The organism is Brevundimonas sp., from assembly GCF_044239655.1.
Lineage (GTDB): Bacteria > Pseudomonadota > Alphaproteobacteria > Caulobacterales > Caulobacteraceae > Brevundimonas.
The window spans coordinates 38464-60236 of sequence record NZ_JBIIAY010000002.1; the positions used below are offsets into that span (position 1 = coordinate 38464).

The 21773-nt window shown below is 70.0% G+C and carries 17 protein-coding genes; 6 read left to right on the plus strand and 11 right to left on the minus strand.

The genetic code is table 11. The features are described from left to right. Window positions 1–4: 4 nt before the first annotated feature. Entirely contained in the window at window positions 5–802 is a 798-nt protein-coding gene (gene xth / locus ACILQR_RS00655; protein ID WP_395649595.1) for an exodeoxyribonuclease III, read from the minus strand. Window positions 803–934: 132 nt separating this feature from the next. Here xth and ACILQR_RS00660 point away from each other — a divergent pair, with 132 nt between their 5' ends. The 4 genes from ACILQR_RS00660 to ACILQR_RS00675 all read left to right on the plus strand — a co-directional run bounded on the left by ACILQR_RS00660 (window position 935) and on the right by ACILQR_RS00675 (window position 5764). Next, window positions 935–1834, plus strand: a complete 900-nt coding sequence (locus ACILQR_RS00660; protein ID WP_395649596.1) for a dienelactone hydrolase family protein — start codon at window positions 935–937, stop codon at window positions 1832–1834. A 97-nt stretch (window positions 1835–1931) separates the two neighbouring features. Next, window positions 1932–2594, plus strand: a complete 663-nt coding sequence (gene rpe, locus ACILQR_RS00665; RefSeq protein ID WP_395649597.1) for a ribulose-phosphate 3-epimerase — start codon at window positions 1932–1934, stop codon at window positions 2592–2594. A gap of 1 nt (window position 2595) precedes the next feature. Beyond that, window positions 2596–4428, plus strand: a complete 1833-nt coding sequence (locus tag ACILQR_RS00670; RefSeq protein ID WP_395649598.1) for a heparinase II/III family protein — start codon at window positions 2596–2598, stop codon at window positions 4426–4428. A 58-nt stretch (window positions 4429–4486) separates the two neighbouring features. Continuing rightward, window positions 4487–5764, plus strand: a complete 1278-nt coding sequence (locus ACILQR_RS00675; RefSeq protein ID WP_395649599.1) for a bifunctional folylpolyglutamate synthase/dihydrofolate synthase — start codon at window positions 4487–4489, stop codon at window positions 5762–5764. A 161-nt stretch (window positions 5765–5925) separates the two neighbouring features. On the opposite strand, the gene trxA is transcribed toward ACILQR_RS00675, so the two are convergent. From trxA to ACILQR_RS00720, 9 genes are all read right to left on the minus strand, one after another. Further along, window positions 5926–6261 carry a thioredoxin gene (gene trxA, locus ACILQR_RS00680; RefSeq protein ID WP_395649600.1) on the minus strand — a complete coding sequence of 112 codons (336 nt, stop codon included), beginning with the start codon at window positions 6259–6261 and terminating at the stop codon, window positions 5926–5928. Between the two features lie 145 nt (window positions 6262–6406). Next, entirely contained in the window at window positions 6407–9868 is a 3462-nt protein-coding gene (gene addA, locus ACILQR_RS00685; protein ID WP_395649601.1) for a double-strand break repair helicase AddA, read from the minus strand. Continuing rightward, entirely contained in the window at window positions 9865–12984 is a 3120-nt protein-coding gene (gene addB, locus ACILQR_RS00690) for a double-strand break repair protein AddB (protein WP_395649602.1), read from the minus strand. The genes addA and addB overlap by 4 nt, the downstream gene beginning before the upstream one ends. Beyond that, window positions 12981–13736: a nucleotidyltransferase family protein gene (locus ACILQR_RS00695; protein WP_395649603.1), complete on the minus strand. Its 756-nt coding sequence runs from the start codon at window positions 13734–13736 to the stop codon at window positions 12981–12983. The genes addB and ACILQR_RS00695 overlap by 4 nt, the downstream gene beginning before the upstream one ends. Then, entirely contained in the window at window positions 13733–14830 is a 1098-nt protein-coding gene (gene amgK / locus ACILQR_RS00700) for an N-acetylmuramate/N-acetylglucosamine kinase AmgK (RefSeq protein WP_395649604.1), read from the minus strand. Before amgK ends, ACILQR_RS00695 begins: the two co-directional genes overlap by 4 nt. Continuing rightward, window positions 14814–15284, minus strand: a complete 471-nt coding sequence (gene tsaE, locus ACILQR_RS00705; RefSeq protein ID WP_395649605.1) for a tRNA (adenosine(37)-N6)-threonylcarbamoyltransferase complex ATPase subunit type 1 TsaE — start codon at window positions 15282–15284, stop codon at window positions 14814–14816. Before tsaE ends, amgK begins: the two co-directional genes overlap by 17 nt. Then, window positions 15281–16135 (minus strand): GNAT family N-acetyltransferase, encoded by an 855-nt coding sequence (locus tag ACILQR_RS00710; RefSeq protein WP_395649606.1) that lies wholly within the window; start codon window positions 16133–16135, stop codon window positions 15281–15283. The genes tsaE and ACILQR_RS00710 overlap by 4 nt, the downstream gene beginning before the upstream one ends. Window positions 16136–16173: 38 nt before the next feature. After that, window positions 16174–16560 carry a type II toxin-antitoxin system VapC family toxin gene (locus ACILQR_RS00715; protein WP_395649607.1) on the minus strand — a complete coding sequence of 129 codons (387 nt, stop codon included), beginning with the start codon at window positions 16558–16560 and terminating at the stop codon, window positions 16174–16176. Beyond that, on the minus strand, window positions 16557–16823 hold the full coding sequence (locus tag ACILQR_RS00720) for a type II toxin-antitoxin system Phd/YefM family antitoxin (RefSeq protein WP_292153544.1): 267 nt from the start codon (window positions 16821–16823) through the stop codon (window positions 16557–16559). Before ACILQR_RS00720 ends, ACILQR_RS00715 begins: the two co-directional genes overlap by 4 nt. Window positions 16824–16934: 111 nt before the next feature. On the opposite strand from ACILQR_RS00720, the gene ACILQR_RS00725 reads away from it, so the two are divergent. Further along, complete coding sequence (locus tag ACILQR_RS00725) at window positions 16935–19058, plus strand: prolyl oligopeptidase family serine peptidase (RefSeq protein WP_395649608.1); 2124 nt, start codon at window positions 16935–16937, stop codon at window positions 19056–19058. Between the two features lie 72 nt (window positions 19059–19130). On the opposite strand, the gene ACILQR_RS00730 is transcribed toward ACILQR_RS00725, so the two are convergent. Beyond that, window positions 19131–19439, minus strand: a complete 309-nt coding sequence (locus ACILQR_RS00730; RefSeq protein ID WP_395649609.1) for a hypothetical protein — start codon at window positions 19437–19439, stop codon at window positions 19131–19133. Between the two features lie 215 nt (window positions 19440–19654). Between ACILQR_RS00730 and ACILQR_RS00735 the strand changes: the two genes are divergently transcribed. Continuing rightward, a complete protein-coding gene (locus ACILQR_RS00735; RefSeq protein WP_395649610.1) occupies window positions 19655–21718 on the plus strand; it encodes an AsmA family protein in 2064 nt (687 codons plus the stop codon). Window positions 21719–21773 lie beyond the last annotated feature (55 nt).

The window sequence follows — 21773 nt, forward strand, 5'->3', positions numbered from 1 at the left end:
TAAATCAGACGTCCAGATCGACCGTGATCGGACAGTGATCGCTGGGCTGTTCCCAAGCGCGCACCGGCTCATGGATCGTCGCCGATCCCGGCACCACCGACGGCGTCAGGCCCGGCGAGGTCCAGATGTGGTCGAGCCTCAGGCCCCGTTGCGACACCCTGAAGTCCTGGGCGCGATAGCTCCACCAAGACGCCAGCTTCTGGGGCTCGGGAAAGGCGTCGCGGACCACGTCGGCGAACCCGCCCGCCGCCTGAAGCCGGTTCAGCGTCTGGACCTCGCCCGGCGTGTGGCTGACCACCTTGGACATGTATTTGTGGTTCCAGACGTCGAACTCACTGGGCGCGATGTTGAAGTCGCCGCACATCAGCAGCCGCCGCGACCGGTCCTGACGCTCGACCGTCTCGGTCAGCTGTTCATAGAAATCCATCTTGTGATCGAATTTGGCGTTCAGTTCCCGGTCGGGCAGGTCGCCGCCCGCCGGGATGTAGAAATTCTGGACATCGACCCCGGCGATCAGCCCCGACACGCATCGCGCATGACCCAGCTTGCAGGCGCGAAACGTGTCGCTGTGTTCGATCGGCAGTTTCGAGGCGATGGCCACCCCGTGCCAGCCCTTCTGGCCTGCGATCTTCAGGTGCGGCATCCCCATCTCGGCAAAGGCGTTCCGGGGGAACTGGTCCTCCAGGCATTTGATCTCCTGAAGGCACAGGACGTCGGTCCCGCTCTCGGCCACGAACCGCGCGACCTGGTCGATGCGCAGGCGGACCGAGTTGATGTTCCAGGTGGCGATGCGCAGGGTCATGGCCCCGCTTCTAGCGGCCCGCCGCACCGGGCGCGACCCCGCGCGTATCGACGCAGGCAACGGGTTGGGCTCTCGACGGCTTTCGCTGCCGGGCGCAAGGTCGGCCCAGTCCCTTTTCTCGCCGGAGCCCCCATGACCGTCCTGATCCGTCCCGAAGGCCAGACCGCCGACGACCTGAAATTCTCGCGCCGGACCCTGGGGGTCGGTGCCGTGGGCGGCCTGTTCTTCAGCGGATACGCCGTCGCCGCCCTGGCCCAGAGCGCGACCCCGGTGGTCACCGACACGACCGGCCTGGTCGCTGAGGAAGTGAACTATCCGGCCCCCGACGGCTTCGCCCTGCCGGCCTATGTCGCCCGCCCCGAGGGCGCGGGTCCGTTCCCGGTGGTGATCGTCGCGTCGGAAATCTTCGGCGTCCACGCCTATATCGAGGACATCTGCCGCCGTCTGGCCAAGGCGGGTTATGCCGCCATCGCCCCGGCCTTCTTCGTGCGTGTCGCCGATCCGGCCCCCCTGTCCGACTTCGCCCAGATCCGCACCATCGTCAGCCAGGCCAAATACGAACAGGTCATGGGCGACGTCTCGGCCACTCTCGACTGGGTCGCCGCCCAGGCCTGGGCCACCGACAAGATCGGCATCACCGGCTATTGCTGGGGCGGCAAGGTCGTCTGGCAGGCCTGCGCCCGCTTCGACCAGATCGAGGCCGGGGTCGCCTGGTACGGACAACTGGCCCCGTCGCCAACCGCCACGCCCGAACAGATCGCGGCCGGTGCGCCCTGGCCCGTCGATCTGGCCAAGGACCTGAAGGCCCCGGTGCTGGGCCTCTACGGCGGTCAGGATCAGGGCATTCCCCTCACGGCCGTCGAGGGCATGACCGCAGCCCTCACCGCAGCCGGCAAGACCGACAGCCGCATCGACGTCTATCCCGACGCCCAGCACGGCTTCCACGCCGACTACCGCGCCAGCTACAACGCGGCCGATGCGGCCGACGGCTGGACCAAGCTGCTGGGCGTGTTTCAAAGCCATTTGCGTTAAACGTCGGCGCTCAAGCAGCGAGCCGCCGCGCGGCGAGCGTTAGCGCCAGGACGCTCGCGTCCTTGCCCAGACGGCCGACGCGCCCTATCCCCTGACCATGACCCGCGCGCCCCTGATCTGCCCGTCCATCCTGGCCAGCGACTTTGCAAAGCTGGGGTCCGAGGTCGCCGCCATCGAGGCGGCCGGGGCCGACTGGGTGCATGTCGATGTGATGGACGGGCATTTCGTGCCCAACATCACCATCGGCCCGGACGTGGTGAAGGCGCTTCGCAAACACACCAGCCTGCCCTTCGACGTCCATCTGATGGTGGCACCGGTCGATCCGTGGCTCGAGGCGTACCGCGAGGCCGGGGCCGATATCCTGACGGTCCACCCCGAGAGCGGGCCCCACCTGCACCGGACCCTGGGCCGGATACGCCAGCTGGGGGCCAAGGCGGGGGTGGTGTTCAACCCGGGCACGCCGCTGGGTCTGCTGGAAGACGTCATCGATCTGGTCGATCTGGTGCTGATCATGTCGGTCAATCCCGGCTTTGGTGGCCAGGCCTTCATCGACGCCTCCTATCGCAAGATCGAGCGGGCCCGCGCCCTGCTGGATGCCGCCGGATCGAAGGCCCACCTCCAGGTCGACGGTGGGGTGACCTCGGCCAATGCGGCCGCCTGCGTCTCCGCCGGAGCTGACGCCCTGGTCGCCGGGACTGCCGTCTTCCGGGGTGGACCGGACGCCTATGCCGCCAATATCGCGGCCCTGAAGGCCGTCTGAGATGGCCTTGAGCCCCTTCGCCCGTCGCGCGACGGAGGCCGAGGCTCCCGCGCCCGGGGCCATACCCGGCCTGCGCGGGGCGCCGGTCCGCACCCCCGTTCGCGCGGGTGGTCCCCACACCGGCCCGACCCTGTGGCCCGCCATCGCCGGGCGGCTGCTGACCCGCCAGATGTGGATCGAGCTCTATGGCCTGCCCGGCTATACGCTGACGCTGAAGGGGGCCAAGGCCACCGCCTTCTCGGCCACCCCGCGCGATTTCCGCCCCGCCGACGCCCAGATCGGAAAGGCCCTGTTGTCCGGCCGCGCGACCCTGGCCGGCTCGACGCTCGAGGTCGAGGCCGGCGGCGACGTCTGGGACCGGCCCTGTCCGACCAAGGCCTTTGCCGTCGACCTGCACGCCTTCGCCTGGCTGCCCGGCCTGATGACCCAGGGGGAAAAGGGTGCGCGCGAGGCCCTGCGGCTGACCCTGCTGTGGGCCGATCATTTCGCCCGCTGGTCCCCCTTCGCCTGGGGGCCGGAGATTCTGGCGCAGCGGGTGTTCAACCTGTCCTGCGCCGCCCGAAAGCTGGGTGGGGTCGCCACCGAGGCCGAGCGCCAGCGGCTGATCGACATCCTGGGCCGTCAGGCGCGGCAACTGCTGCGTCCGCCGGGCGGCCTCGCCGGAAAGGCCGAGCGCATGGTCGCCGCCGCCGTCGCGGGCTGCGTCATCGCCGGACCGGCGGGGGCCTCGCTGCGCAAGCGCGCGATCCACGCCCTGGCCGGGGCCTTGCGCGCCACAGTGGCGGGCGACGGGGGCCATGCCTCGCGCAATCCCGAAGCGGGTCTGGCCCTGCTGCTGGACCTGCTGACGCTCGAGGATGCCCTGTCGCAGTTGTCGGAGACCTCGCCGGAATCCATCGGCGGGGCCATCCAGCGGCTGACGGCGGCCCTGCGCGTCCTGACCCTGCCCGACGGCCGCCTGACCAGCTTCCAGGGCGGTGGACCCAGCCAGGCGGTCCTCGTCGCCGCCGCGCGCGCCCACGACGACTGGTCCCAGACCGAGGCCGCCCGGGGCCCGATCGCGGGCAGTGTGGGGGGCCTGCGTCGCATCCACGGCGCCCTGCTGACCGTCGTCGCCGACACCGCCCGACCCGCCCACGGGGCCTGGGGCGAGGCCGCCTGCGCCCAGCCGCTGGCGCTCGAGATCGCCTGTGGTCGTGACCGGATCGTCACCGGCTGTGGCTGGACCCCGCGCGCCGCCGATCGCCAGGCCCTGCGCCTGACCCCCGGCCACTCGACCCTGACGCTCGGCGAACAGTCGCTGGGCGATCCCCTGGGCGGCTGGAAGGGCGAACTGTTGGGCCCGCGCCTGATCGGCCGCCCGATCCATGTCGGCGCCGAACACCGCGAGGCCGAGGGCGCCGTCTGGCTGGAGATGGAGCACGACGGCTGGGCCGTGCCCTTCGGCCTGCTGCACCAGCGTCGCCTCTATCTGGATCAGAGGCTGGACGAACTGCGGGCCGAGGAACGGCTGCATCCGGCCCCTAGCCATGTCGAGGGCGACGTCGTCCGCGCCATCGCCGCCCCCTATGCGGTGCGGTTCCATCTGGAGCCGGGAGTGCAGGCCTCGCTGGCCCGTGACCGCCGGTCCATCCTGCTGCGGGGCCACTCGGGTCGCGGCTGGTGGTTCAGGACCGACGGGCCGGACGTCGCCATCGAGCCCAGCGTCCACATCGACGACGGCCTGACCCGGCGCTCGCTCCAGATCGTCGTGCGCGGCTCGGCCCGCACCGACGCCGAGACCAAGATCCGCTGGAAGCTGAGCCCGGCGGGCGCGGCGGGCGATCCGGTCTGACGCGGGCTCGCCAGCCACAGACTTGAAGTCGCCGGCATCCGCCCATACGGCTTGGACCATGGACCCGATCTCGGAACGCCTGCGCCTGCGCCACCCGCAGAAGATCGATCTGTCGCTGGACCGGATGCGCACCCTGCTGGCCGTGCTGGGCGAGCCGCAGCATCGGCTGCCGCCGGTGATCCACGTCGCTGGCACCAACGGCAAGGGATCGACGGTCGCCTTCATCCGAGCGATGGCCGAGGCGGCGGGCCTGCGGGTCCATGCCTATACCTCGCCGCATCTGGTGCGGTTCAACGAGCGGATCCGGCTGGCGGGCCGGCTGATCGACGATGCGCGGCTTGAGGCTATTCTGGACCGGATCGAGGCGGTGCGGGGCGTGCAGGCGACGGTGTTCGAAAGCACCACGGCCGCCGCCTTCCTGGCCATGGCGGATGTCCCCGCCGACCTGGCCATCGTCGAGGTGGGGCTGGGTGGCACGCTGGATGCCACAAACGTCATCGAGCGGCCGCTGGTCAGCGTGATCGCGCCGGTCGATCTGGACCATGCCGAGTTCCTGGGCACCACGATCGAGGCCGTGGCCGGAGAGAAGGCGGGCATCCTCAAGGCGGGCGCCCGGGGCATCGTGGCGCGGCAGTCAGAGGCGGCCATGGCGGTGATCGAGAAGGCGGCCGGGCGGGTCGCCTCGCCCCTGACGGTCATGGGCACCGATTTCGACGCCTGGGGCGAGCGGGGCGGGATGGTGTTCCAGGACCTGGAGCGGTTCCTCGACCTGCCGGCCCCGGCGTTGTTCGGGGCGCATCAGATCGACAATGCCGGGCTGGCGGTCGCCGTGGCGCTGGAGCTGGACTTGCCGGAAGACGCGATCGCGGAAGGCCTGCGGACCGTGCGGTGGCCCGCGCGGATGCAACGGTTGACGGCGGGGTCCTATGGCGAGGCGGCGCGGTCGGCGGAAGCCGAACTCTGGCTGGACGGCGGGCATAATCCGCACGCGGGGCTGGCCCTGGCCCAGGCCCTGGCCGACCGTCAGGCAAAGGCGCCACGACCGCTGGCCCTGATCGTCGGGATGCTGGCCAACAAGGACGCGGGCGGGTTCTTCGAGGCCCTGAAGGGGTCTGAGGCCCACGTCTTCACCGTCGGCTTCGACGGAGCCTGTGCCGAGCCGAATGCGCTGGCGGCGGTGGCGCGCGGGCATGGTCTGGGGGCGCAGGCGTCGCCCTCGGTCGAGGCCGCCCTGGCGACGGCGCTCAGGCTGGGGGCCGGGCGGGTGGTGATCTGCGGGTCGCTGTATCTCGCCGGCGAGGTGCTGGGGGCCTCAGAGGAGACGTGGCCGGATTAGGTGCACGGTCTTCTCCCTCCCCCTCGGGGGAGGGTGGTCGGAGCGCAGCGAAGACCGGGTGGGAAGGGCAAGGCAAGACAGCGCCGTATCGCCTTGCCGCCCCCACCCGATCGCCTTGCGATCTGCCCTCCCCCGAGGGGGAGGGAGAGGTCTGTGCGCGTTTACCCCTTCGCCTGGATGCCGCTTTCAGCCAGCCATTCGACGATCTTGCCCTTGGGCATGGCGCCGACCTTGAGCGAGGACAGCTGGCCGTCGCGGAACAGCATCAGGGTCGGGATGCCCTTCACGCCCAGCTTGGACGGGGTCATGGGGCTGTCGTCGATATTGACCTTGGCGATGGTGACCTGACCCGCCAGTTCGTCGGCGATCTGTTCCAGGGCCGGGCCGATCTGTTTGCACGGGCCGCACCACTCGGCCCAGAAATCGACCAGAACCGGGGTCGAGGATTTCAGGACGTCGGCGTCGAAGCTCTCGTCGGTGACTTTCATTGTCGCCATGTCATGGCCCCTTGGGCGCTATCGCTCGGCCCGCGGGGCCTCGCTGCTTGAGCGCGACCGTGCGCGCTGTCTGCGGTTGATAAGAATCGGTCGGATGACCGCTGGGGCAGATGTGGGGTGATTCCCCTCAAGTTCAACGGGCAGTTCAACGGGCGTTTGCGAGGGCAGCGTCCATGCGATCGGGCGGGACCTCCATCAGGTCGGGGCCGTCGGTCCAGACCAGGGCGGCCTCGACCGCACGGTCGGGGTACAGCCGCTTCAGTACCGCCACATAGACGGCCAGTTGCAGCACATAGGACGGGTCCGCCGCCTCGATCGTCGGGGGCGCGGGCCGGTTGGACTTGTAGTCGATGACCAGGACGCGGTCGGGCGTGACCACCAGCCGGTCGATCCGGCCCGAGATCGAGACCCCACCGGGCAGGCCGGGCGCGGAACCCGTCAGCGCCACCTCCGCCCGTGATCCCGGCCCGAACACGGGCGCGAACCGGGCGTCGTCGAGCACGCCGAAGGCCGCCGCGATCATCTCGCTGCGCTGGGCCTCGTCGAGGTGGCGTTCGCGGGCCAGGATTCGGACGGCGGCGTCCGGCCGATCTTCCGGCGCGATCTCGGGCAGCCGCTCCAGAAGCCGGTGGATCAGGTCGCCGCGCCGGAACCGGCCGAGCGGCATGCCCGCGCCGCCGGCGGAGACGGCCAAAGGCGAAGGCGCAGGGATCCGCAGGGCCTCGTCCATCCGCGACGGGGCGGCGATGCGGAAGCCGGGGGCGGGCGTCGCGGGCTGGCGGGCCCATTCGGGAACCGTGACCGAGGCACCCGGCTCACCCTGCATTTTCGCACCGAGGACGGCGGGATCGGGCCCGATCCGCAGACGGCCGTCGCCGATGTCGCGGGGGTCCAGCCGCCCGAATGTCTCGGTCAGGACGTCCCACCAGCTGCCGTCGTCATAGCCCTGTTTCGACTTTGCGCTGCCCCGGCCCAGGATGACGATCCGGTCGCGCGCCCGGGTCAGGGCGACATAGAGCAGGCGCAGGGTTTCGGCGTTGACGCGATCCTGACGCGCGGTGCGGGCCAGGGCCGAGGCGTCGCAATCCTCTTTTTCCGACCCCGGACACATCAGCCAGGCCTCGGACCCGTCCGCCTGTTCGACCGCCATCAGGGTCGGTCCCTGAGCCTTCGCCACCGCCGTGGTGTCCGGCAGGATGACGATGGGGGCCTCCAGCCCCTTGGCGCCGTGGACGGTCATGACGCGGACCTCGCCACGCGCCCCCTCAAGCTCGCGCTTCACCTCGACGTCGGCGGCCTCCAGCATGGACAGGCAGGTCTCCAGGTCGGTGGCACCGCGCTGTTCGGCGGCCAGGACCTGGTTCAGGGTCTCGTCGAGCGCCTCCTCGGCCTCGCGCCCCAGCCGGGCGAGGACCCGCGCGCGGCCCGAGACGCCCGTGTCGTCGATCCGGTTCAGAACCCCGGCGAAGAAGGCGAAGGGATCGCGGTCGCGGGACGAGATCACGAAATTCATCAAATCGCGCGCCCGGGCCCATTCGGGCCGCTCTCCGGCGCGGCGGGCCAGTTCGCGCCACAGGCCGCGACGGTCCGGATTGGTGCCCGCGAGGTCATACAGACTGTCCTCGTCGATGTCGCAGAAGGGGCTTCGCAGGGCCTCGGCCAGGCTGAGATCGTCGTCCGGGAACAGGGCGAACCGGGCCAGGACGATCAGGTCGTCGAAGGCGATGTGGGACGACAGCTTCAGCCGGTCGGCCCCGGCCACAGGCACCCCCGCCGACTTCAGAGCGCGAATGATTTCCTCGAAGGTCGCGTCGCGGCGGCGCACCAGCACCAGGAAATCGCCGTATCCGCAGGGACGCGAGGATCGCTCGCGACGGTCGTGAACCCCGACGCCCGCCTCGACCTGGCGTTTGATGTCGCGGGCGAGGTCGGCGGCCATCCGCTTGCGCGCGCCCTGGGTCGGCTCCTGATCCAGAGGGTCGTCCCAGGCGTCGCGCTCGGGCGGCTTCTCGTCGGCATAGAGGGGCCACAGGTCGATGCAGCCGGGATCGCCGGTCCGCATGGCGATGTGCCTGGGGATGGCCGCGACCTGTTCGCCGACGAGGGCCGTGGTCCGCGCCGGACCCTCGAACACCGCATCCACGAAATCCAGCACCTGGGTCGTCGACCGGAACGATGTGGCCAGTTGGACGCCCTGGAACGCGAAGCCGGCACCCGTGACCATCTGGTCATAGCGCTGCGCCTCCTGGCCCAGCCGCTCGGGCCGGGCGCCCTGGAAGGAATAGATCGACTGTTTCTCGTCCCCGACGGCAAAGACGGTGCGCTCGACCTTTCCCGCTCCGAACCGTTGGGAGCCCGCACCGGAAAAGAAATCCCCGGTCAGGGCGCGCAGGATGTCCCATTGCTCGGGTGCCGTGTCCTGGGCCTCGTCGACGAGGACGTGCTCGATGCCGCCGTCCAGCTTGTACAGCACCCAGGCGGCACTTGAGCGCGTGGTCAAAAGCTCGACCGTACGCGCCACCAGGTCGCCGAAATCCAGGGCACCGCGCGCCGCCTTGGCCTGGTCGTAGAATGCGCCGTGGGCCTGGGCCAGGGTCAGGACGTGTACGGTGTCCTCGGCGACGCGGGCCTTGCGGACGGCGGACAGGGTGGCGACCACCTTGTCCTGCATCCGCGTCAGCCAGTCGCGGGCGTGGGGCGGGGCGCTCTTGGTCGCCATGGATTTGCGCGGCGACCCGCTGGTCAGGAAGACTCCGGCGACCTCGGGAAAGGTCCAGTCGGCGGCCCACATCCGGTCGGCGCAGGCCTGATCGGTGACCGAGCCGGTCGACATGGCCTCGGCGATCTCCAGCCATTCGTCGCGGCCGAGCCATCGCATGAAGTCGGCCTGGAGACCCGCCAGATCGGTGTCCGGATCGGCCCCGGTCAGGTCGTGGGGCGAGGGGCTGCGGCCGTCGGCGACGCGGGCGACATAGTCGATCAGCCGAACGCGGTCCTGCTCGACCTTTGCCAGCAGGGCCTCGAACGACGCCCAGTCCAGCTCGACCGCGAAATGGGCATAGGCGCGGCCGATGGGTCCGTCCTCGTCCTTCAGCGCCTCGCGGGCCAGGTCCTCGCGCGCGGCGTGGGACAGGGCGGCTTCGGCCTGATCCTCCAGCACGGTGAACCCCGGGCTCACCCCGGCCTCGAGCGGGAACCGCCGCAACAGCTTTTCGCAGAAGGCGTGCAGGGTCTGGATCTTGAGGCCCCCCGGCGTCTCCAGCGCCTTGGCGAACAGCCGACGCGCCTTGGACAGGTCGGGATCGGGCATCCCGCCGACCAGATCGGCCAGGTTCTGTTCCAGGGCGCGATCGTCCATGACCGCCCATTCGCCCAGCCGGTCATAGAGCCGGGCCTGCATCTCGGCGGCGGCGGCCTTGGTATAGGTGACGCACAGGATCTCGCCGGGCTGGACCTCTTCCAGCAACAGCCGCGCCACCCGATCCACCAGGGTCGAGGTCTTGCCCGATCCGGCGTTGGCGGTGACGAAGACCGACTGGCGCGGGTCGGCCGCCATCCGCTGGTGCGGGTCGGGCAGGATGCGGACGCCGGGGGAGGGGGTGCTCATGTCTCGCCCTCGTCGCCGACGACGTGCCATTCCCAGACGCGGGCCAGATGGTCGTAGTTGCCGCCGAAATTGCCCATGAACTGCGGCGCGACCCAGCTCAGATAGGGGGTCGAGGGGCTGTCGAACCGGGCCACGCGGGCTTTCAGGCCTTCCAGCGCCGCGCGCGACCATTCGGCGGCCTCGGCGCCCTCTGTGATGATCTTCTGCTCTCCCGCGACCTTGCGCCCGACGACGCGGACATAGGTCAGCTCCTCGGGCTCGACGGGCCCCGAGGTCGCGAAGCCGGCTTCGGCGAGGATGGCTCCGGTCAGGGTCAATTGGGGCGCAAATCCGGTGCGGACCTGTTTGGCCGAGGGCGGCAGACCGGTCTTGAAGTCGAGCACGGCGGCACCGGAAGACGACAGCTCGATCCGGTCGGCCTTGGCGGTCAGGGTGAAGGGCCCGGCGGGGGCGTCGAAGGTGTGGGCGACGGTCTGTTCGACGTGGATGTCGATACCCCGGGCGCGACGCCGCAGCTCGAACCCGGCCAGCCAGCGCGCGCAGTTGCGAGCCAGGGGCGTCTCGCGGGCCATGGCGGCATCCTCGAACCCGTGGTGGCCCAGTTCCTCGTGCAACAGCTTGCCGATCTCGCCCTCGCAATCGTCGGGCAGGACGTCGGGCCAGGACAGGGTCAGGCGCTCGACCGCCTTGTGAACCGCCTGACCCCGGGCCAGGGCCTCGGCCGACTGACCGGGCCGATCGAGCTGACGCAGGTTCAGCACATAGCGGGCATAGACGGCGTAGGGGTCGCGCACCCAGCGTTCGACCCCGGTGACGGGCAGCTTGCGCGGACGGCGCTCGACCGGCGGACGCGGCGCGGGACGTTTCGCATAGGCGGGCACGCGGTTCCCGGGCGCATCCAGGGCGCGGGCCAGGTCGGGCCAGGCGGTGGGTCGGGCGATTTTGACGGGCACCGCCTCGGTGTGGGCGCCGCGCGTCAGCATCTCCAGCCGCCAGAGCCAGCGCGACTTGACCGCCGGTTGGCCGCCGCGCCGCTCGACATGGACCAGGATGGCCTCGTCGGCACAGGCGGCCTGGACGAAGTCCTGGGCGGTCTGGCCCAGGCGACGCTCGGGCGGGGGCAGGCCCAGGGTCTTGCGCATCGGGCGCGACAGGAAGGGGTCGGTGGGCGCCGGGCCGGGCCAGACGCCCTCCTCCAGTCCGGCCAGGATCATCCGGTCTGCACGCACCAGCCGCGCCTCGATGGCCCCCAGGATACGCAGGTTCGGATGCGTCGCGCCGCCGGTGCGGATCGTGGTCTCGGCCAGCAGTCCGGCGACCAGTTCGACGAGGTCGTCGGGGCTGACGGCGCCGAGCGCGGCACCCCCTTCGATCAGGCCGGTCAGCAGGGCGGCGGCCGCCTCTCCGTCCGTGCCCGCCCAGGCGTTCTGGCCGGCCAGGGCCTCGATCAGGGTGGTCAGGGCGACGGCGGCGGCGTCGAGAGGCGCGCGGGCGTGTCGGCCGGTGGGGCTGAAGGCGGCACAGGCCTTGTCGGACAGGCTCTGCAGGCGATCGACGAGGGCACCGGCGAGGGTCAGACGGGCCAGACGACCCTCGGACGGAGCCTTGCCACCCTCATGGGGCTGGCCCGCCTTCTCCAGCCGGGCGTGAACCTGGGGCCAGCGACGCAGGCGGGGGCCGCGCAGGGCGTATCGTTCCAGCGTCACGGCGGCCTCTGTGACATCGCCGTCGCCGAGATCGATCCGGACCAGCGGGTGTTTCAGAAGGGCCAGCAGGGTCTGGGGCTTGAGCGGATCAGCGATCCAGCGGGCGGCCAGATCGACCAGTACCCCGGCCGACGACCGCGACAGGGGCGCGCCGGACGAGTTGTCGGGCACGATCCCCCATCGCTCCAGCCGGGCGGCGACGCGGCGACCCAGCGCGAGGTCGGGGGTGACGAGGGCGCAGGTCCGGGCCGTGCCGTCCGGGCGGGGCGTCTCCAGCGTCTCGCGCATCATCAGGGCGAGGGTCTGGGCCGCGTCCTCCTCGGTGCGCAGGGTCAGGACCGATAGGCCCTCCAGCCCGAGCGCGATCGGATCGGCTCCGGTCAGAGGCGCGGCCTCCTGGCGAATCCGGGCGATCTCGACGCGCCAGTCGGCGGTGGCGTTGGCGGGGCGCAGGGCCTCGTTGATCAGGCGTTGGCGGGCCAGGCCGCGAGCCCGCGCAGCCGGAGCGATCGCCGGCTCGAACCACGGACGCACGTCCTCGCGGGGCACGCCGTGTCGGTCGAGCAGACGCCACAGGGCGTTCTGGGGGTGCTGTTCCTCCTCGCCCAGACCGGCCCAGACGGCCGGGTCCAGGTCGAGGTCGAGGCCGGGCAGGACGACACAGCCCATGGGCACGCGGGCCACGGCCCCCAGTACGTCGGCCGCCGCCGGGGCCGATCCGGTCGACCCGGCGGCGATCACCGGGCCTTGCGGCGGATGGCTGTCCCACCGCTCGGCCAGCAGGCGCAGCAGGCGGGCACGACGGTCGGCCGGGTCGATCAGCCTCAGTTCGGCCAGCCGCCGGGGCCAGGCCTCGACCGCCAGCGACAGGAAGTCCGCCGAGGTCCGCCAGTGCTCCGCCAGATCGGCCTCGACCAGACCGCGGATGCCCGACAGGTCCGAAACCTCCTCGATCTGGCAGGAATCCAGGAACCCGGCCAGGGCGTCGGCCAGTTCCAGCGCCCGAAGTGGGCCGAAATGGGCGGGGCGGTCCTCGTATTCGCCGTGCAATTCGGTGGCGATCATCCGCGCCATCTCGAAGCGGCGGGTCAGGGGGGCGATGGCGGGGGGCAGGTCGAGGCCCAGTTCGCCCGGCGCGAACGGCGGCTCGTCCTCCTCCAGATCGCCCAGCGGCCGGACCTGGGGCAGCAGGACGGGCCGGTCCCCGCTGAGGCGCGACAGGGCGTCGCCGAACGCTCGCGCCGCGCGCCGGTTGGGCAACAGGATGATGGCGTCCGACAGCGTCTCGGGCGGGGCGTCGCCCAGCCAGTCGAGGACGCCGGCGGCCAGATCTTCGAGGAAGGGCCGGTGCGACGGGATGGCGCGCCAGCGTGGAGCGCCGCCTGCGAAGGGATCGAAGCGTTCGGTCACGCCGACCGAGCCAGACGCGCCTCGGCGGCGTCGCGGGCATCGGGATCGCCGACGTGCATCCAGTCACCTTCCATGACGAAGCCGTGCAGCCGCCCCTGTGACGCCCAGCCGCCCCATAGGCCGCCGCCTCCTGGGAACAGGCCGAACTCGGTCTGGGGGTAGGCATAGATCGGGCCGGGATCGACGATGTGGACGCCCATATAGTTGAACGGCGCGGTCGCCGCCCCCGCCGTGCGTCGCCCCGTCAGCCTGCCCTTTTCGTCCATCAGGAAGTCCCCGGGACCGTCGAGGCCCGAGGTCCGCTGGGCGCGGGCCAGCATCAGGCGGCAGGTCGCCCGCTCGGGATCGAAGCCCTCGCACAGGTCGCGAATGGCGCGGGCCGGCGGCTCGCCGTCCTCGACCCAGACGCTGTCGATATTGACCACGACGATGGGCCCATCCCCCAGCAGGGCCGCCGCCGCCTTGATCCCGCCGCCGGTCTCCAGCGGCAAGGCGTGCTCGCGCTCGTCGGAGATGACGATCTCCAGATCGCCGCGCCACGCCTTCAGATGGTCGATCAGCCGGTCGGCGAAGGCGTGGACGTTGACGACGGCGCGCCGGACCCCGGCCTCTACCAGCCGGTCCAGGTTGTGGTCGATCAGCGCCTTGCCGCCGACCTCGACCAGGGCCTTGGAGCGATCGTCGGTCAGGGGCCGCATCCGGGTGCCGAGCCCGGCGGCCAGGACCATGGCGGTCGTCGGGACGGCGGTCATGCGCGCACGTCCTTCGGCATATGCCGGTCGAACCAGGCGGCGACCGTCTCCAGCCCCGGCTGTTTCAGGTTGGCGTTCAGATGGGCCCACATCCGGGGCATGAACTGGCGGTAGCGAGGCTTGCCGTCACGCACGATCAGCCGGGCGAAAATCCCCAGGATGCGCGCCTCGTTCAGAGCCGCCAGCCCGGCGTAGGAGCGCATGAACACCGTCCGATCGACCTCGGGCCGCAGGGCGAAATAGTGGTCCAGCGCCTGGGTCTCCAGCGCCACCGGCACGTCGCGGCGGGCGTCCTGGAGCAGGGAGTGCAGGTCCCAGGACGGATGGGCCCGCACCGCGTCCTGAAAGTCGATCATGCCGACGCGGGCCGGGCCAGAACGGTCCGGCAACCAGATCAGGTTCTCGGCGTGATAGTCGCGGTGGGCCATGACGGTGGCCCCCGCCTCGCCGGCCTCGACTACCGGGGCCCAGGCTGCGCGCCAGTCGGCGACGGCGGCATCATCGAAAGCCAGCCCGTGATCCAGCTTCGGCAGCCAGTCGACGAACAGATCGGCCCCTCCCTGAAGCGCCGTCGTATCATAGACCTGAAGCGGCCAGTCACCGGCGGGGCCGGTCAGGACATCGGGCGTCGGGGCGTCATGCAGGGCGGCAAGGGCCTCGACGGCGGCCAGATAGAGGGGGGCCTCGTCCTGTCCGGCCTCGATCACCCGGGCGAACAGGGCGTCTCCGAAATCCTCAAGCACCGCCAGTCCGGCGGGGGCGTCCAGCGCCGGCATGTCCGGCGCGGACAGTCCGACCGCCCTCAGATGGGCGGCAACGGCGGCGAAGGCCTCGACCTGACCGGCCGACAGACGGGCGACGGCATTCCACCCGGCCGCATGGCGCTGTTCCGGCGTCCATGACGGATCGCAGGGCGGGCTCTCGGCCGAGGCGGCCTGGTCCATCAGCATCAGCGACCGGCCGTCGGCCGTAGTCAGCCGCTCGTACCGACGCGTCGAGGCGTCGCCGGGCAGGGGCGCACGCACGGCGTCCGACAGGCCCGCCGAGGCCAGGAAGGCCAGCCTCTGCTGCTCGCGATCATCCGGTGATGTCATCGCGCCTCGTCTCCCACGTCCCTGCGACAGAAACGGTCGCAACCCGGCCGTCGCCGTGTTCTGACAGGGTGATACCCAACAGATGGGTCCCCGCGATCCAGGAAACGTCGTCGCCCAGCCGTTCCGGCCATTCGATCAGGACGCAGCCTTCGTCCAGCGCCTCGTCGAGACCGATCTCGAACGCCTCTTCGGGCCGGGTCAGGCGATACAGGTCGAAATGGGCCACCGGCGGTGTGGTCTCGTAGAACTGCACCAGGGTGAAGGTCGGCGACGGCACGTCCTCATCGGGTCGGGCCAGGGCCCGGATCAGGCCCCGCGCCAGGGTCGACTTGCCCATGCCCAGCGGGCCGTACAGCAGGACGGCGTCTCCGGCCCTCAGCAGAGGCGCGATCCGGGCCCCCAGGGCCGTGGTCGCCTCGGCGTCGGGCAAAACGATCCGGATGTCCGCGCTCATGCGAAATCGGCGTCCGGCTGGGTCGGCAGGACGCGTTCGGTGAAGGCCTTCAGAGCATAGGTGGCGCGGGTCGCGTCGATGTCCAGCCGGGTCGGCGGGATGGGCTTGCCGACGGCGAGGCGAAAGGCCGTCTTTCGCTTGTTCAACAACTCGTGAAACAGGGTGATGTCGCGCAGTTCCTGCGACACCCGGTCGAACAGGTGGAACAGCCGCGAGGTCGGCCCCGCCACATGGATCGGCACGACCGGAGCGCCGTATTTCCGCGCCATCGAGGCGGCGGTGGAGGCCCATTCGGGATCGGTCAGGGAGCCGCTTCGCGACACCCGCGCCAGCCGCCCGGCCGGGAACATGACGATGCAGCGCTCGGCCTCGAAGGCGGCGCGGGCGGCGTCCAGGGTCGCGCGGGTCTTCTCACGGGTGCGCTTCTCGACCACCCATTCAACGGGGATGACGATCTCCGACAGCCGGGCCGAGACCCGCAGCGCATCGGCGTTGGCGAAGAAGACCGCGTCCTTGCGCCGCGTCTTGATCGCATCATAGACGGCGACCCCGTCGGCGATGCCGGTCGGGTGGTTGCAGACCACGACGCAGCGCCCGGTCGCCGGGATGCGGTCCAGGTTCAGGGTCGAGACCTTCAGGTCCAGCAGGTCCGACATGTAGTCGAACGCCGCCTGTCCCGACAGACCGGCCACCCCGTCGGCCATCCGCCGCGCAGCCTTGTAGTTCAGCAGCTTGTACAGAAAAGGCCGCACGACCGGCCAGGCGATCGACCGCGTCAGCCGGGGCGCGCGCTCGGCGATCAGCACGTCGCAGATATGGGGTTCTCTGACGGTGGGGGCGGCCGATTCCATGCCCTGCGCTTGTCGCCGGATCGGGGCCGGGGAGCAAGCTACCAGAGGCGGGCGACGCCGAAGCCGTCGAAGAGTTTCTCATTCGAGACCAGGGTCATGTCGTTCAGCAGAGCCTGGGCGATCAGCATCCGGTCGAATGGATCGCGGTGCGGATTCAGCATGGCTCCCGCCAGACGCGCTTCGCCCGGCGAAATCGACAGGGCCAGGAACCCTTCCGCCATGACGTCTGAGTCGAAGTTCCGCGCCAACCGGGCGGCGGACGGCAGTTTGCCGAGTCTATGTTTCTGAGCGATCTCGAAGGCCGACACGGCGCTGACCCAGATGTCGTTAGCCGGATCTCGGATGGCGGCATCCGCCTCGCGGCTGAGCTCGACGCTGTCGTCGAGCCACCAGACCAGGGCATGGGTGTCGAGGAGCAGCCTCACCCTTCGGAACCGCGCCCTTCCCACAGGCGAAGCTCGTCCTCCGGCAGGGGATCGAAGAAGCTGTCGTCCAGGGCGACCAGCCCCTTCAGGCGGCCGGGAACGCGGGGCGCGCGGGGAACAGGCGACGGCGCGGGCGCGTCGATCGGCACCAGCCGGGCAGCAGGAACGGACCCCCGCGCGATCACGACCTCCTCACCGCGTTCGGCGGCGGCGATCAGGGCGGACAGATGGGTCTTGGCGTGATGGACGGTGACGGTGGTCATCAGTGGCGCTCCTTGGACCCACAGCTTAGCTAAGATCGTCGCCGCCGACAACTTTCGCGTGGAAGGCGACGGTGCTACGCCATCGCCAACAGTTCAGTGAGGACACCTCCGATGCGTTACCGTTCGCTGCTTTCCGGCCCCCTCCTTTGCGGTGTAGCCGCTCTCGCCCTGATCGCGAGCGCGCCCGCCGCCCTGGCCCAGGCGGCCAATCCGGGCCAGCCGCTGACGCCGGCACCGGCCGCACCCGCCGTGCCGAACGCCTTCACCTATCAGGACATGATCTCGGCCAACCGACTGGGTGACCCGCAGGTGTCGGCGGATGGTAAGTGGCTGGTCTATTCGGTCACGACCACCGATGTGGCGGCCAACCGGCGCGCTGGCAGCCTGTGGATCAAGGATCTGTCGGCGGACGGCGAGCCCCGGCGGCTGGCCATCTCGGACGGCGGGGCCAATACGGCGCGCTGGGGGTCGGACGGCAAGCTCTATTTCCTGTCGGGACGCTCGGGGACCAGCCAGGTGTGGCGCGCGAATGCCGACGGCACGGGCGCGACCCAGGTCACGACCCTGGCGCTCGACGTCAACGCCTATCGCCTGAGCCCCGACGCCTCCCAGGTCGTGGTGTCCCTGGCCGTCTTCCCCGACTGCGCCGACATCGCCTGCACGGTGGAGCGGACCAAGGCGGTCGACGAGGACAAGGCGACGGGCCAGGTCTACGAGAGGATGTTCGTGCGTCACTGGGACACCTGGGCCGACGGCACCCAGAACCATCTGTTCGTGGTTCCCGTGGCGGGCGGCGATCCGGTCTGGGTGACCAAGGGCTTCGACGGCGACACCCCGTCCAAGCCGTTCGGCGACGAGAGCGAGTTCGCCTTCACCCCCGACGGATCGGGCGTGGTCTTCTCGGCGCGCGAGGCCGGCAAGTCCGAGCCCTGGAGCACCAATTTCGACCTCTACAAGGTCTCGACCACAGCGCCGGGACAGCTGACCAACCTGACCGAGGCCAACGACGCCTGGGACACCGGGCCTGTGTTCTCGCCGGACGGCGGAACCCTGGCCTATCGGGCCATGGCGCGGCCGGGCTTCGAGGCCGATCGCTGGCAGATCATGCTGATGGACGTGGCGACCGGGGCCACCCGCAAGGTCGCCGAACGCTGGGACCGGTCGGCCGACAGCCTGCAATGGTCGCGGGACGGCCAGACCCTGTACGTCGTCGCCGGTGACGTCGGCCAGACGCGGCTGTTCTCGATCCCCGTCGAGGGCGGTGGGGCTCCGGTTCCGATCACCGGCCCGGGCCATGTCTCGGCCTTCGTCCAGACGCCGTCGGGCTTCGTCTTCGCCCAGGACAGCCTGACCCGGCCGAGCGAACTGTTCGCCAAGACCTATCGGGGTCGCGAGATGCCCCTGCCCCTGACCAATGTGAACCCGCAGCTGGACGGCAAGGCGTTCGGCGAGGCCGAGCAGTTCAGCTTCAAGGGCTGGAACAACGAGGATGTCCACGCCTATGTCATCAAGCCCGCCGGATATGTCGAGGGCCGCAAATATCCGGTCGCCTTCCTGATCCACGGCGGACCCCAGGGGTCGTTCGGCAACGGCTGGTCCTATCGCTGGAACCCCGAGACCTATGCGGGGGCGGGCTATGCGGTGGTGATGATCGATTTCCACGGCTCGACCGGCTACGGCCAGGCCTTCACGGACGCGATCAGCCAGCACTGGGGCGACCGGCCGCTGGAGGATCTGCAGAAGGGGTGGGCTGCGGCCCAGGCGCGCTATCCGTTCCTGGACGGCGACAATGCCTGTGCCCTGGGGGCGTCCTACGGCGGCTACATGATCAACTGGATCGCCGGGAAATGGTCCGACGCGTTCAAGTGTCTGGTCAACCACGACGGCGTCTTCGACATCAACGGCATGGCCTATGGCACCGAGGAGCTGTGGTTCACCGAATGGGAATACGGCGGCACCCAGTACGACAATCCGCGCGGCTATGACCGGTTCAACCCGATCAACCACGTCAAGGACTGGGAGGCGCCGATGCTGGTGGTCCAGGGCGATCGCGACTTCCGCATCCCGACGTCACAGGGCCTGTCTACCTTCACCGCACTTCAGCGACGCGGCATCGAGAGCCGGCTGGTGGTCTTCCCGGACGAGAACCACTGGGTGCTGAAACCCGCCAACAGCCTGCAATGGCACAATGAGGTCTTCGGCTGGCTGGATCGTTACCTGAGCCCTGCCGAATAGGGTCGCCGCGACGGACAAGGAAAAGGCCGCGGTGCGAACCGCGGCCTTTTTGCTGTCTGGTGGTCGGGGCGATCAGCGCGCGGCGGCGTAGCTCGACATGGCCTGGACCAGACGGCCGTGCTCGCGCGCGGTCATGCAGCGCGGGGCCGACCATTGCTGGCCCGTGGCGCGGGCGGACAGGACCTGATCGGCGGTCACGAAGACCGGACGCTGGCCGTGCTCGCGGCGGAAGGCGCTGACGGTCGCGGGGGTGGCGTCGCACATCATCACCACACGTTGCGGGGTCGGCGCGCGGCGGGTCTGGGCGTCACCGGCAATTGCGGGGGCGGCAGAGGCCAGCATCAGGGCGGCGAGGGTCGTGATGGCGGTCATCTTGTTCATTTTTTCGGCTCCTCCCGGCACGAGAATACGTCTGGGTTCGGAGGATAATGCGCCGATCCTCGCTTCTGTAAAGATGGCGCGACAGGAAAATGACACGAAGACGACATTTGCTCCTGTTACGGAGTGTTAATGAAGGGCGGCCGACGGAATCTTCACAGCCCGTGGCGCCACATGCGAGCATGGCGCGTTGAAGGGGGTCGCACCGGAACCCGCGCTTGCCAAACCGAATGATTTCAAGGCTGAAGGACGCGCTGTCGTGGGACCGCGTACGCGCGCGCGCCCTGGTACCGGCGGCAGCCAGGGCCGCCGAGTGGCGCGACCATATCAAGGCGAACGACCCGGTCTATACCAGTTTCCGCAGCCCCGGCCTGACAGAAAAAGTCGCCGGCGGCGTCTTCCTGCTGCTGGTCGCGGCCCTCGTGATCTTCCTGCTGCTGTTCGACTGGAACTGGCTGCGCGGGCCGATCGGGCGCTGGGCCTCGGTGAAATATGATCGCGAGGTCGCGCTCCAGGGCGATCTGGACGTCCGGCTGTTCAGCTGGACGCCGTCCGTCATCGTCAATGACCTCAAATTCGGCGGGCCGACCTGGTCCAGGGATACGGACACCGCCAATGTCGGGCGGATCGAGGCCTCGGTGCGTCTGAGGAAGCTGTTGGGCGGGCAGATCGAGATGCCGCTGCTGGCCATCGACCGGGCCGAGGTCCATCTAATCGCCACCGAGGACGGCAAACAGAGCTGGGACCTCGAACCCGAAAAGCCGGACGACGGCGAGGGTGCCAGACTGCCGGTGATCCAGCGCCTGGTCATCTCCGGCGGCCATATCGTGCTGGACGAGCGCAAGCGGGGCCTGACGCTGGACGCCACCGTCAATGCTCGCGAGACGGCGAATGATGGTGACGCCGGGTTCGTGCTGGACGGAAAGGGCGCGATCAACCGCTCGCCCCTGACGCTGCGCATCGAGGGCGGTCCCTTCATCAACATCCGCCGTGACCGGCCCTATCATTTCACCGCCGATCTGGCCGGTGCGGGATCACACCTGACGGCCGACGGTTCGGTGACCCGGCCGTTCGACCTGGGCCAGGTCCAGGCGACCCTGACCCTGCAAGGTCAGGACCTCGCGGATCTGTACCAGCTGGTCGGGATCGCCTTGCCCAACACCCCGCGCTACCGCATCGCCGGCGCATTGAAGCGTGACGACAGCCACTGGACCTTCAACGACTTCAGCGGTCGGGTCGGGGCCTCCGACCTGTCGGGCGACATTTCCGTGGAGACCCAGGACCGCCTCAAGGTCGAGGCCCGGCTGGCGTCGCAGCGGCTCGACATCAACGACCTGACGGCCATCCTGGGCGCGAAGACCCAGACCAGCGCCTCGGGCGATAATACGACGACCGTGTCGTCCGGCGTGCCCGGCAAGCTGCTGCCCGACGCGACCCTGGCCGTGGATCGGCTGCAGACGATGGACGGAACCCTGACCTACCGGGCCGCCTCGGTGAAGGCCAACGACCTGGATATCCGGGCGGTGCGGCTGGGTGCCGATCTGGAGGCGGGTATCCTGAACCTCGATCCGGTCGCCTTCACCTTCAATCGGGGTTCGCTGAACGGCACCGCCCGGATCAATGCGACGCGCGACATCCCCTGGTCCGCCATCGACTTCCGGCTGTCGGGCTATCCGCTGCAGTCGATCGTGCCGGCGGCGAACGGCTCGAGCCCGATCAGCGGCCTGGCCCTGGGCCGGGCGCGGCTGGAGGGGCCGGGGGCCTCGATCCACCGGTTCGCGGCCAACTCGAAGGGGTCGATCAGCCTGGTCGTTCCGAACGGCGAGATGCGCTCGGCCTTCGCCGAACTGCTGGGCGTCAACGCCTCGGCCGGCCTGCTCAGACTGCTTCGGGGGGATCAGGGCCGGTCGCCGATCCGCTGCGCCGTCGCCGACTTCAACGTCTCGGGCGGCGTGGCCCGGGCCCGGACCTTCGTCATCGACACCGACGTGGTCCTGGCCAAGGGGTCCGGCACGATCAACCTGGGCGACGAGACCCTGAACCTGCGGATCGACGGCGAGTCCAAGAAGCCCCGTCTGCTGCGCCTGTGGACCCCGATCAATGTCACCGGCCCCCTGACCCAGCCCCGCATCGGCGTCGATGTCGGTCAGATGGTGGCGCAAGGCGGGCTGACCGCCATCCTGGGGGCGGTCGTGGCCCCGGTCGCGGCCCTGTTCGCCTTCGTCGATCCGGGCCTGGCCGAGGACGCCAACTGCGGTGCCCTGATCGCCGGGGCACGATGACCCGCACAGATGATTGAGCCGAACGGCCGGTTCGTGCGTATCTGATCGCATTGCC